Annotated in this window: 12 protein-coding genes, 1 tRNA gene and 1 pseudogene; 7 read left to right on the top strand and 7 right to left on the bottom strand. The window is 72.3% G+C overall.

What is annotated here, in order from left to right; translation table 11 throughout:
* Positions 1 to 70: 70 nt before the first annotated feature.
* On the top strand, positions 71 to 652 hold the full coding sequence (locus A8711_RS21390; protein WP_043327631.1) for a YceI family protein: 582 nt from the start codon (positions 71 to 73) through the stop codon (positions 650 to 652).
* Positions 653 to 904: 252 nt separating this feature from the next.
* A complete protein-coding gene (locus A8711_RS21385) occupies positions 905 to 2,383 on the top strand; it encodes a hypothetical protein (protein WP_043327630.1) in 1,479 nt (492 codons plus the stop codon).
* A 478-nt stretch (positions 2,384 to 2,861) separates the two neighbouring features.
* Here the strand turns inward: A8711_RS21385 and A8711_RS21380 are convergent.
* A pseudogene (locus A8711_RS21380) lies at positions 2,862 to 4,094 on the bottom strand (hypothetical protein); the annotation flags it as partial.
* A gap of 104 nt (positions 4,095 to 4,198) precedes the next feature.
* Between A8711_RS21380 and A8711_RS21375 the strand changes: the two are divergent.
* Together A8711_RS21375 and A8711_RS21370 are read left to right on the top strand one after the other, a co-directional pair.
* Positions 4,199 to 4,864: a PASTA domain-containing protein gene (locus tag A8711_RS21375; RefSeq protein WP_069088776.1), complete on the top strand. Its 666-nt coding sequence runs from the start codon at positions 4,199 to 4,201 to the stop codon at positions 4,862 to 4,864.
* 98 nt (positions 4,865 to 4,962) lie between these two features.
* Positions 4,963 to 5,808, top strand: coding sequence for a PASTA domain-containing protein (locus A8711_RS21370; RefSeq protein ID WP_083297033.1), 846 nt, complete (start codon positions 4,963 to 4,965; stop codon positions 5,806 to 5,808).
* A gap of 24 nt (positions 5,809 to 5,832) precedes the next feature.
* Here A8711_RS21370 and A8711_RS21365 read toward each other — a convergent pair whose 3' ends face one another.
* Together A8711_RS21365 and A8711_RS21360 are read right to left on the bottom strand one after the other, a co-directional pair.
* Positions 5,833 to 6,285: a hypothetical protein gene (locus A8711_RS21365; RefSeq protein WP_104112595.1), complete on the bottom strand. Its 453-nt coding sequence runs from the start codon at positions 6,283 to 6,285 to the stop codon at positions 5,833 to 5,835.
* Positions 6,286 to 6,382: 97 nt separating this feature from the next.
* Entirely contained in the window at positions 6,383 to 6,670 is a 288-nt protein-coding gene (locus A8711_RS21360) for a hypothetical protein (RefSeq protein WP_030500482.1), read from the bottom strand.
* Positions 6,671 to 7,280: 610 nt separating this feature from the next.
* On the opposite strand from A8711_RS21360, the gene A8711_RS21355 reads away from it, so the two are divergent.
* From A8711_RS21355 to A8711_RS21345, 3 genes are all read left to right on the top strand, one after another.
* Positions 7,281 to 8,162, top strand: a complete 882-nt coding sequence (locus A8711_RS21355; protein WP_043327628.1) for a helix-turn-helix transcriptional regulator — start codon at positions 7,281 to 7,283, stop codon at positions 8,160 to 8,162.
* A complete protein-coding gene (locus tag A8711_RS21350) occupies positions 8,132 to 8,353 on the top strand; it encodes a DUF397 domain-containing protein (RefSeq protein ID WP_043327627.1) in 222 nt (73 codons plus the stop codon). Before A8711_RS21355 ends, A8711_RS21350 begins: the two co-directional genes overlap by 31 nt.
* Positions 8,354 to 8,489: 136 nt before the next feature.
* A complete protein-coding gene (locus A8711_RS21345; protein WP_069088775.1) occupies positions 8,490 to 8,888 on the top strand; it encodes a hypothetical protein in 399 nt (132 codons plus the stop codon).
* On the opposite strand, the gene A8711_RS21340 is transcribed toward A8711_RS21345, so the two are convergent.
* The 4 genes from A8711_RS21340 to A8711_RS21325 all read right to left on the bottom strand — a co-directional run bounded on the left by A8711_RS21340 (position 8,856) and on the right by A8711_RS21325 (position 11,621).
* Entirely contained in the window at positions 8,856 to 9,458 is a 603-nt protein-coding gene (locus A8711_RS21340; protein WP_069088774.1) for a hypothetical protein, read from the bottom strand. The genes A8711_RS21345 and A8711_RS21340 overlap by 33 nt on opposite strands.
* Before the next feature lie 93 nt (positions 9,459 to 9,551).
* Complete coding sequence (locus tag A8711_RS21335; RefSeq protein WP_069088773.1) at positions 9,552 to 10,358, bottom strand: WecB/TagA/CpsF family glycosyltransferase; 807 nt, start codon at positions 10,356 to 10,358, stop codon at positions 9,552 to 9,554.
* Entirely contained in the window at positions 10,355 to 11,464 is a 1,110-nt protein-coding gene (locus A8711_RS21330) for an NAD-dependent epimerase/dehydratase family protein (RefSeq protein ID WP_051611303.1), read from the bottom strand. Before A8711_RS21330 ends, A8711_RS21335 begins: the two co-directional genes overlap by 4 nt.
* Before the next feature lie 71 nt (positions 11,465 to 11,535).
* Positions 11,536 to 11,621, bottom strand: a tRNA-Leu gene (locus A8711_RS21325).
* Between the last annotated feature and the right edge of the window lie 197 nt (positions 11,622 to 11,818).

Genomic DNA, 11,818 nt, shown 5'->3' with positions numbered 1-11,818 from the left:
ATATTGCTGTAGCTATAGTTGCTCAGTCAGTCGTTGGGATACTAAACCGTTTTCCCCGGAGGAGAGCACCATGACCAGCAGCACCGAGGCGACTACCCGCGACTGGGAGGGTCTCACCATCCCCACCCCCGGCACCTATCTTCTGGATGCCGCGCACAAGCGTGTCGGATTCGTCGCCCGGCACATGATGGTCAGCAAGGTACGCGGTGAGTTCGCCGACGCGACCGCCACCATCACCATCGCCGACGACCCGATGCAGTCCACGGTCACCGCCAGCATCCAGGCCGCCAGCATCAACACCGCACAGGCGGACCGCGACGCGCACCTGCGCAGCCCGGAGTTCCTCGACGTCGAGCAGTACCCGACGCTGGAGTTCCGCAGCACCGAGGTGAAGTCCCGCGACGGCAACGAGTTCGTGCTCGTCGGCGAGCTGACCATCAAGGGCGTGACCCGTCAGGTCGAGCTGGAGGTCGAGTTCGAGGGCGTCGGCCGCAGCCCCTTCGGGCAGGACATCTTCGGCTTCTCCGCCTCCACCGAGATCGACCGCGAGGACTTCGGCCTGACCTGGAACGTGGCGCTGGAGACCGGTGGCGTCCTGGTCGGCCGCAAGGTCAAGATCGAGATCGAGGGTGAGGCCATCCGCCAGGGCTGAGCCCGGCCAGGCCCGCGGGGCCCGCACCGTCCGCCGACGGTGCGGGCCCTTCCCGTGTACGCGCAGCGGGTGCGAATCGTCACCCGATGTTCTCCGGCCGACCGCGCTGGTGGGGGTGCCGACGGGGTACAGGTGCAGATCTGCCGCCCGTACAGCGGGCTGCGGACGGGGCGCACTTACGCGCACCACGTGAATGGTTCACAATGCGTTGCGGAACGGTACGGTTCCGTCGCACCGGCGTCGGGAGGACACATGGGCAGAGACGTCGACCAGGGCGCCTTCTCCCGCGAGGATCGGGTCCGCTACCGGCAGAAGGTCCGGCGCTGCCTGGACGTCTTCGCACTGATGCTCGACGACTTCGGCTTCGACGCCGACCGGCCGATGACCGGGCTGGAGATCGAGCTGAACCTGATCGACGCCGCCGCGGAACCCGCCATGCGCAACGACCAGATCCTGGCCGACATCGCCGACCCGCTGTTCCAGACCGAGCTGGGGCAGTTCAACCTCGAACTGAACGCCTCACCCCGGCTGATCGAGGGCAGCGGCTTCGCCGACTACGAGCAGGACCTGCGCAGCAGCCTCAGCCGCGCCGACGAGCGGGCCGCCAAGTCCGACGCGACGATCATGATGGTCGGCATCCTGCCCACGCTCACCGAACGCCACCTGGTCGCCGACAACCTCTCCACGAACGAGCGGTACCGCGTCCTCAACGACCAGATCGTGGGCGCCCGGGGCGAGGACATCGAGCTGGACATCAACGGCGTCGAGCGGCTGCGTACGCACACCGACTCGATCGCGCCGGAGGCCGCCTGCACCAGCCTCCAGTTCCACCTGCAGGTCGCGCCGGACAGCTTCGCCGACTACTGGAACGCGTCCCAGGCGATCGCCGGCGTCCAGGTCGCCGTCGGGGCCAACTCGCCGTTCCTCTACGGCCGGCAGCTCTGGGCGGAGACCCGGATCGCGCTGTTCCAGCAGGCCACCGACACCCGCCCGGACGAGCTGAAGGCCCAGGGAGTACGCCCCCGGGTGTGGTTCGGGGAGCGCTGGATCACCTCGATCTTCGACCTGTTCGAGGAGAACGTCCGCTACTTCCCGCCGCTGCTGCCGATCTGCGAGGACGAGGACCCGGTCGAGGTGCTGCACGCCGGGGGCGTGCCCCAGCTCGGTGAGCTGCGGCTGCACAACGGCACCGTCTACCGCTGGAACCGGCCGGTCTACGACATCATGAACGACCGCCCGCACCTGCGGGTCGAGAACCGGGTGCTGCCCGCCGGCCCGACAGTGGTGGACATGCTCGCCAACGCGGCCTTCTACTTCGGGCTGGCCCGCGGCCTCGCCGAGGCGGACCGTCCCATCTGGAGCCAGCTGACGTTCAGCTCGGCGGAGGAGAACTTCCACGCCGCCGCCCGGCGCGGCATCGAGGCGGTCCTGCACTGGCCGCGCCTCGGCGACGTACCGGTGACCAAGCTCGTCCTCGAGACGCTGCTCCCGGTGGCCGAGCAGGGGCTGGACCGGTTCGGCGTCGCCCCGGCCGAGCGGGACCGCCTGCTGGGCGTGATCGAGGGCCGTTGCCGTACCGGCCGCAACGGCGCGGTCTGGCAGACCGAGACGGTGTGGGCGGCCGAGCGGCACCGCGGCCTGGACCGCGAGGCCGCCCTGCACCACATGGTCAAGCGCTACGCCGAACTCCAGCGCAGCAACGAGCCCGTACACACCTGGCCCGCCGACTAACCCCGCCCCCCGCCCCCGCCCTCCCGCCCCCGCCTCGCCGATCTTGGAGTTGTGGCGCCTGGGATGCCCTTGTTGGGCGGTTTGGGAGGCACCACAACTTCAAGATCGATGGGAGTGGGCGGGATTCGGGCGACCGCTGAGGAGCCTCGGGGTACTACGAGGGCTTGTCTGAACGTGACGAGGGACCGTCCTGGCTGGTCTGCGGGTGGTCCAGGGCCTCGGGCTGGCGCTGCGGCGGGACGGCCCGACCCCGACGGCCGGTAGCCGAACGGGTGGCACGGCCCTTCTCCGTTCCGGTCCGGCCGACGGCTACGCCAGGCTCGGCTGCGGCCGTCGCCTCACGCGTGCCGGCCGAGGTGTCCGGTGCCTTGTCCGTCCCGGCCGCCCAGTCCGCCGACCGGTCCGACGCTGACCGGTCCGACGCTGACCGGTCCGACGCTGACCGGTCCGACGCTGACCGGTCCGATGCTGACCGGTCCGATGCTGACCGGTCCGATGCTGGCCGGCCGACCGCTGACGGGCTCGACGGATCTGCCGCCGACGGACCCGACGTGCCGACCGCTGACGGGCTTGACGGATCTGTCGCTGACGGGCGGGCCTTCCGCGCCCCGAACAATCCGGTCGAGCGCCGGCGCGACACACCCGACGGGCGCTCACCGGAGCTGCCCGCCGACGACGTGCCGGACGGGTCCGACGCGGATCCGGCCGGCTCCGACGGCCCGTCCTTCGAGGCCGGGTCGCCGGTCGCCAGGTCGCCGGTCGCCAGGTCGGCCTCGCCGACGACCGGGTCCGGCTCGCCGGTGCGCTGGCGGGGGACGCTCACCCGCTCGGCGGCGCGACGCTCGGCGCGCTGGGCGAGCGCGGCCGTCAGCATCGAGCCGCCGACGCCGGCGATCACCGCGTACGGGGCGATCAGGTGGGCCGACAACTGCTCGGCGGCGATCCCGGCGAGCCGCGGTACGGCGAGCAGGTACGCCAGTGCCACGAGCAGCGGTCCGGCCGCTCCGGAGGCGGCCGCGCCGACCCGTACCTCGGCGGCGCGGGCCGCGCGCCGGGCCGCCAGCACGCCGATCACGAGCGCGGAGAGCACCGACAGCAGCGCGCCGGGCCAGTAGAAGTAGTCGCGGATCCAGAACGCGCCTCGGTCCGCGCTGATCTGCCAGATGCCGAGTTGGGCGGTGGTCAGGCCACGGCCGGCGATCACCCCGTCGACCACCGACACGACGGCGAGCAGCCAGAGCCAGCCCGAGGTGGCGATGAGGTTGGTGGCGGCGGCGCGGGTGTGCAGCGCCCAGGTGGCGAGCAGCATCCCGAGAAGCAGTCCGGCTCCCGCGTACGCGGCGGCGACGGTCTGCGGCGCGGACACGTCCGGCACCTGGGCCGCCCGCGCCGGCACCGCCACCAGCAGTACGGTGACGAGCGCGCCGACAGCTGCGGCGAGCACCAGCGCGAACCGGGGCGGCCGGCCCTGCGACTCGTCGTCCCGGCCCCGCAGGCGCTGGGCGCAGACCGCGCCGGCTATGACCGAGGTCGCCGCGATCCAGGTCGCCCACGCGAGGCTCGCCACCCAGGCCGCCTCGATCCGTACCGCGCCGGTCGGCGCCCAGTTGATGATGCCCAACCCGTACCCGAAACCGAGCTGCGCGGCGCCCGCGCCGGCAGCGACGCCGAGCGCGGCGGCGGTCGATCCTCCCCAGCCCCGACTGACCATGCCGGGGAGCGTAACGTCCCGAGGTCGGCGCGGCGAGTCGTGGCGACACGCCGTGACCGTTTGGCAGCGGTGGATACGGTCGTCGATGAGCGGGGGCGGGGGACATGACGGACGAGCGGCGACCGGACGGCGACGGCACCGGCCCGGGACGGGCCCGGCTGTTCCTCGGGGGTGGCCTGGCAGTGGTTCTGCTGGCGGTGATCGGGGGCAGCGCCGGCTGGATCCTGGCCGGCGACCCGGACCGTCCGGCCGCCTCCGGCGAGGCCACGCCGGTTGTCACCGCCTCGACGTCCGCGCCGGCCACCACGCCTCCCGCGACCACGGCCCCGACCGGTACGCGGACGAGCACGCCCGCCGGGCTCACCGTGCCCGAGGTGGTCGGCGTCGACTTCGAGCAGGCCCGCCGGGAGTTGCGTGACCGCCGGCTCGGCTGGCGACTGGTCTTCGGCACCGGCGCCGGACGCTCGGTGGAGCGCGCCTCCCCGGCGCCGGGTACGCCGGTGAAGCGCGGCGTCACCGTCTCCCTGTTCGTGACCGGACCGGCTCCGGCGGTCAGCGTGCCCGACGTGGGTGCGCTGTCCTGCTCCGACGCCGCTGACGATCTGGTGGACGCCGGGCTCTATCCCCGCTACGGCACTGGTCGCCAGGGCCCGGTCACGGCACAGGAGCCGGTCGCGGGCAGCCCGGCGCGGTGGAACGACCAGGTGGTGCTGACCTGCGGCGACACCCGGTCCGAGTCGCCGTCCGCCACCCCGTCGCCGACTGGCTGACCGGCGCGGGCGCGCTGATCCCGGCCGACCTGGCGGTGGCCCGTTACGGTGGACGATCGAGGGCCGTGCGCCCCGTCCCGGTGGGGAAAGGACGTGCCATGAGCGACGACCGTCAGGATCCTCCCGCCGGTGACGCGGACGAGACCCGCGCCGTGCCCCGGCATCCGGCTGGGGAGGACGCCGACGCCACCCGCGCGATGCCGCGCGACTCGGGCGGAGAGGACGTCGACGCGACCCGCGCCATGCCGCGCAATGCCGCCGGGAGCGACGAGACCCGGGCGATGCCGCCGGACGCGGGCGGTGACGCAACCCGTCCGCTGCCCGGCGGGCCGTCGCGGCGTCCGTTGGACGCCACCGCACCGCAGGAGCCGGTGGGCGCCTGGTCCGGCCGGGCCGGGGTGCCGCCGCCGCGACCGGCCGGCTATCCCGAGCCCGGGGGCGAGTGGTACGGCGACGAGCAGGCCGGACGCCGCTGGTGGATGCCGATCCTGCTGGGCATCCTGGCGCTGCTCCTGCTGGGCTTGATCGGGGCGGGGGTGTGGCTGGCGCTGCGTGCCGCCGACCGGGACCCGGATCCGGGCACGGTGCCGTCGGCGGTGCCGAGCACCTCGGCGCAGACCAGTGCCGCCCCGACGAGCGCCGCGCCGAGCAGTTCCCCGCCGAGCACGCTACCCACGACCGAGGCGGTCGAGGTGCCGATGCCACCGCTTGTGGGGCTGCCGGAGGCCGCCGCCCGGGCGGCGCTCGACCGGCTGGACGTGGACTACCGGGTGCAGCGGCGGGCGTCGGACCGGCCGGCCGGCACGGTGATCTCGACCGATCCGGAGGCCGGCTACCCGGTGGGCGAGGACGACCGGGTCACCATCGTGGTGGCCGTACCCGCGCCGCCGACCGCCGGCCCGAGCTCGCCGGGTTCCGCCCCGGCGACCACCACCACGCCCTGACGTCCACGACCGGCGTCGGAACGTTCACCACTGACGCCGGCGGGCGCCGACCAGCCCGAGGCCGGCGAGGGAGATGGCGAGCCCGAGCAGGCCGGAGTAGAACAGCGACCGGCTGAGGTCGTCGGTGGGGTCGGTGGGCCGCTCGGCGAGCGTGCCCTCGCCGCCTCCGGTGCCCGCGGGCGGCGCGTCGGCCTCCGGATCGTCCTCGTCCTGCGACGGGTCGGTGGGAGACCAGCCGTCGTCCTCGCCGGCCGCCGCCCGGGCGTCCTCGCCGGATGCGGCTCGGCCGTCCTCACCGGCCACGGTGATCTCCGGGGCCGGTACCGGCTCGGCGAGCTGCTGGGTGGCGGAGAAGGCGGGGTGCCGCACCACGAGCGCGAGCGCGGTGGCCACGACGAGGAAGGCGAACAGCCCGAGGGCATAGCCGACACGGGACCGGTGGTGCCGCCGCGCGGCGGGCAGATTGACCATGACCATCCCAGGTTCAGGGTCCGTGGCGCGCGGGTGGAACATGCCGGGGTGGGCGTACCGATTCTATGGCGTCGGCACGCCCTCCCGACCGGGAATCGTGAGGTCAGCCCACCCGGACCGGAGTCCGGACCACCGGGCGGCGGGCCGTCCGGACGGTGTGCTGCCGGGGAACCGGCGCAGCGTGGACCTGCTGCAACCCCTCTTCGAGTACGAAGATCGACCGCCGGTTGACCGCGTCCCCCGCCGCGTTCAACTCGTAGCCGTCGAGCCAGAGCCAACCGTCGTAGGTCGGCCAGTCGAGAATCCGGATCACCCGGAACATGATCGGTCGGAAGAACTGGACACTCGCCGCGCGCGTCACGTGCAGTACGTCACCGGAGCGGGGAAGCACATGGGCTCCTGGGGAGGGTCGGCCGGTCGTCGGGACCGGCGAGGCTGAACGAGGTCGGTGCGGTCCGGTGACGGGGGTCTGCCTCGTGGACCGGCGGTCGTTTGGCGGTGCTGGTCGGGCCGTACCCGCGGTGGCGGACCGCCACCCGACCATCACCCGGCTGCTCCCGGTTACCGCTCCCGCCGCCGCAGCCAAGCTGGCTTGCAGCGACGGGGTCTTCATTCCGGGGCAGGTCGCACGGCGCGGGACGGCTCCCCTCCGGCCGTCCCACGGACCGCGGTGTCACCACGCCCGGAGATCGTTCGAAGACGGTGAGTAACCCGTGCCATACGGACAGAGTGCTACAGCGACGTGCGACATGCAAGTTGCACGTCGTGTTTTGCGGATAGGTGAGGAGGACACGTGAACGGGAAACTTGAAGCGTCAGGTATCGGGGCGTCACACTGGACGCCGGTTTCGCCCGTCGCGGCCGGTCGACGACCGGCACCACCCCTGCCGCGAACGCTCGCCCGCCGCCCGCCGGTCGCGCCCGCGGTGGGTGCGGAATCGGGGCGCGACCGACCGGAGGTAGCCGGGTGACTGTGACGCAGTCGCGAGCCGAGGAGATGCCGTGACCGAACGGCGCAGCCCCACCATCCGGCGGCGCCGGCTGGGGGCGGAACTCCGCCGGCAGCGCGAGGCCGCGGGCATCACCATAGAAGCGGTGGCCGAGCAGTTGGAGTGCTCGGCGTCGAAGGTCTCCCGGATCGAGACCGGCCACACCACCGCCACGCCGCGCGACGTGCGCGACATGCTCCGTATCTACGGAGTCGTCGGCGCGGAGAGCGACGAGCTGGTGCAGATCGCCCGTGAGGCCCGGCAGAAGGGCTGGTGGCATCCGTACAGCACGGTGCTGGTCGGGGCGTACGTCGGCCTGGAGGCCGCGGCCAGCTCCATCCGGGCGTACGAGCAGCAGGTCGTGCCGGGGCTGCTGGAGACCGAGGAGTACGCCGGCGCGATGATCCGGGCGGCCCGGCCGGACTTCACCGCCGAACAAGTAGACCAACGGGTGCGTGTCCGATTGGGCCGTCAGTCGTTGTTGACGCAGGACGATCCGGTCGATCTGTGGGTGGTGCTCGATGAGGCGGTGCTGAGCAGGCCGGTTGGCGGCGACGCGGTGATGCGTGGTCAGCTCAAGCGGCTGGTGGAGGTGGCTGAACTGCCGAACGTGACAGTGCAGGTCCTGCCCTTCGAGGTGGGCGCGCACGCGGGCATGGACGGCACCTTCACGATCCTCAGCTTCCCCGAGCCGAGTGATCCCGATGTCGTGTACGCGGAGAACGCCACGGGTGGGCTCTTCCTGGAGAAGAGCGACGAACTGCAGAAGTACAGCTTCATCTTCGATCACATTCGAGCAGCGGCCATACGCCCGGAGGAATCCATCGCACATATCGCGAAACTGGCAGAGGAGCCACTGTGGAAATGGCGACCAAGGAGTTCCCCGTGGACCTGACGCAGGCGACGTGGTTCAAGAGCTCGAAGAGCGGGCCGAACTGCGACAACTGCGTGGAGGTCGCGTACGTGACCGGGGCGGTCGGGGTCCGGGACTCGAAGGACAAGACAGGCCCGGCCCTGATCTTCGCTCCGGACGACTGGCAGACCTTCGTCGCCCGCGCCCGGGGCGGCGCGTTCGGCCGGAGCTGACCGGCACCGCAGCGTGGTCCCGTCCGGCAGCGTCGCCGGGCGGGACCATTCGCGTCCGGACGCCGCACCCGTCGCCAGTTTCGATCCGCCTCGTTGAACCGCACGGATCGGCAACCGAACGAGGCAGGCGAGACGGATGACGACGATCGGTTCAGAGAACCTCACCAGCGGCCCGGGCAAGCCCGAGCGGTTCGGTGGCAAGTACCGCGGCGCCCGCCGGGACACCGTCCTCACCGAGGTGGTCTCCGGCGACGGCGAGGAGGCCCGCGAGGGTGGCGTGCCCGAGCAGGCCGCGACGCCGCTGTCCCTGCCGTCGCTGGACCCCAACCCGCTGACCGAGCCGTCCTTCCCGCCGAGCGGCTGGCCGGTCGAGCAGCAGGAGTCCCTGGTGGACCACCCGCTGCTGCGCGGTCTGCTGATGGAGCTGCCTCCGAAGGGCAGCGTGCCTCCGCCCGGCTGGCTGGACCGCTGGTTCGAGGCGACCCGCGCGATCCTGGAACTGCTATACGTGCAGGGCGCGAGCCGGTCGCGCTGACACCGGCTCGGCCGCCGGCATGGCCCGCTCGGCGAGCCGGTTGTGCCGCAGCGCGTGGCGTACTCCGATCGCGCACACACCGAGCACCCCGACGGTGATCGCCGGGCCGGCGACGCCCGGCGCGGCGAACAGGTCGACTCCGGCCGCCGGCAGCACCGCCACCAGCGCCGCGATCGCCGTCGCCTGCAACGGCAGCGCGATCAGCGGATGCGCCGCGGCCGCGCGCAGCCCGTGCGGGGCGGGCGTTCCCGGCGCCGCCGCGAACGCGCCCGCGCCGGACCGCAGCCGCCGGACCCGCCGTACCGTGCAGACCGCCACCACGGCCGCCGGCGCCGCCGCGAGGCCGAGCGCGGCGGCGGCCCGGTCCACAGCGGTGTCGCCGGCGCTCTGCAGGCCCGCGGCGAGGACCGCCGCGGTGAGCGCGAGGCCGGTCAGCACCAGGGCGGACAACCATCCGGTACGCCGGCGCAGCGCGCGGGCGCGGTCGAGCCCGGGCAGGCCCTCCGCGACCAGTCCGGCGGCCAGCCAGACGGCGGCGACGGGAAGCAGTACGGCGAGACGGTCATCCATGCCCCTCAGCCTTGCCCGTTTCGACGTTCGCCGAATCCGGGACGGCACCCCGGTTCGTCCCGTATCCGGGCCCGTAGGGGTCGTCGGGGCGGGTCAGACGTCGAAAGTGGCCGGTCGGGTGGTGGCCGGCGCCGGCGGGGTGGCCTTCCACAGCCCGGTCTTCTGGGCGGCGAGCCGGGCCAGGTAGGCCGGGTTGAGGATGACGTACCGGCGCCACAGGCGCTTGGGCTCCAGGCCGAGGCGCCAGAACCACTCCAGCCCGGCGCGCTGCATCCACGGTGGCGGGTTGCGCAGCAGACCGGCGTGGTAGTCGAACGCCGCGCCGACAGCCATCAGCGGCATGTCCAGCAGCGGGCGCATGGCGTACGCGAAGACCTCCTGGCGCGGGCAGCCCAGCCCGACCAGGACGAGGCGGGCGCCGCTGGCCCGGATCCGGTCGGCGATCTCGGCGTCCTCGCCCGGGGTGGCGGCGCGGAACTTGGACGGCTCGACCCCGGCGATCTTCAGCGCGGGGAACTTGCGCTCCAGCGCCGGGACCAGCCGGGACAGCGTCTCCTCGGTGGAGCCGTAGAGGTAGACCGGCAGCCCCTCCTCGGCGAACCGGGCGAGCACCCGCAGGGTCAGCTCCGGCCCGTAGACGCGGTCGGTGAGCCCGGCGCCGTGCAGCAGGTTGAGCGCCCAGCGCACCGGCTGACCGTCCGGGGTGACCACGTCGAACGAGTTGAGCCGGGCGTTGTGCGCCGGGTCGAGTACGCCGGTCATCACGCCGTGCACGGCGAGCGCGGTGAGCGCCAGTGGGCGGCGTTCGTGCGCGGCCGAGACCACGGCCTCGGTGGCCCGGGCGTAGTCGGTCGCGTCGACCCCGACGCCGAGGACGTTGCGCTTGGTCCCGGCGCTCATGCCTTCGGCACCCACTTGTCGACGTTGGCCTCGTAGATCTCGCGGAGGATCATCGGCACGTCGTACGTGATCTTCCAGGACGGGTAGTGCTCCTCGAAGCGGGCCATGCTGCTGACGTACCACTGGTGGTCGCCGGTGCGGGCCTGCTCGACGTAGTTGATCCGGGCCTCGCGGCCGGTGATCTCCTGGGCGATCCGGAACGCCTCGATGTGCGAGGTGTTCGAGTGCCGGCCGCCGCCGAGGTTGTAGACCTGGGCCGAGCGCGGCTCGCGGAAGAACGCCTCGAACGCGGTGAGCACGTCGTGCGAGTGGATCGCGTCCCGGACCATCTTCCCCTTGTAGCCGAAGAGGTTGTACGTCCGGCCCTCCATCACGCAGCGCATCAGGTACGCCAGGAAGCCGTGCAGCTCGGCGGCGGAGTGCGCCGGGCCGGTCAGCGTGCCGCCCCGGAAGCAGGCGGTCTTCATGTCGAAGTAGCGGCCGTACTCCTGGACCATCACGTCCGAGGCGACCTTCGAGGCGCCGAAGATCGAGTGCAGCGACTCGTCGATCGACATGTCCTCGGTGATGCCGTCGTACCAGCGGTGGTCCTCGGGCAGCTCGTAGCGGGTCTCCAGCTCGATCAGCGGCAGCGAGTTGGGCCGGTCGCCGTACACCTTGTTGGTGGAGCAGTGGATGAACGGCGCGTCGATCGCGTGCCGCCGGGTGTACTCCAGCACGTTGAGCGTGCCGCCGGCGTTCACGTCGAAGTCGGTGAACGGCTCCTTGGCGGCCCAGTCGTGGCTCGGCTGGGCGGCGCTGTGGATCACCACGGCGATGTCCTTGCCGTACCGCTTGAAGACCTGCTCCAGGCCGTCCCGGTCGCGGATGTCCACGGCGTGGTGGGTGTACGCGGAGCCGAGGTCGGCGGCGAGCCGGTCCAGGCTCCAGGCGGTCGAGCCGTCCTCGCCGAAGAAGTACCGCCGCATGTCGTTGTCGATGCCGACCACGTCGAGACCGAGTCCGGCGAAGTGCCGGGCCGCCTCGGAGCCGATCAGACCGCCGGAACCGGTCACCAACGCGACAGTCACACGCCACTCCTGGTCCGTGGGAGGCAGGGAAACCATCGGAGCATAGCGTGACGTCCGAAACGCCCCGATACGAAGCAAGGGCCCCGCTGTCTGCGGAGCCCTTGTTCTGGTGGGGATGGGGGGAGTTGAACCCCCACGTCCTTTCGGACACACGGACCTGAACCGTGCGCGTCTGCCATTCCGCCACATCCCCGTGGCACGACCCGGAACACCATATCGCATCCCGCGCCCGCCATCTGCGACGGGTGCCGGGACATATTACGCTGTCCACTGGCCACGCCACGAACGATCACCGCTCGTGGCGGGCGAAACTTTAGCACGTCCGCGGGCCTGGTCACGAACGGGCCGACGGCAGCCGGCCGAGCGGCGTGTGAGCTGCGGAGGCGGTGT

The sequence above is a fragment of the Micromonospora sp. II genome, from assembly GCF_001709195.1.
Lineage (GTDB): Bacteria > Actinomycetota > Actinomycetes > Mycobacteriales > Micromonosporaceae > Micromonospora > Micromonospora chalcea.
The sequence above is the reverse complement of the archived record's forward strand: the minus strand, read 5'-3'. Positions and strand labels throughout refer to the sequence as shown.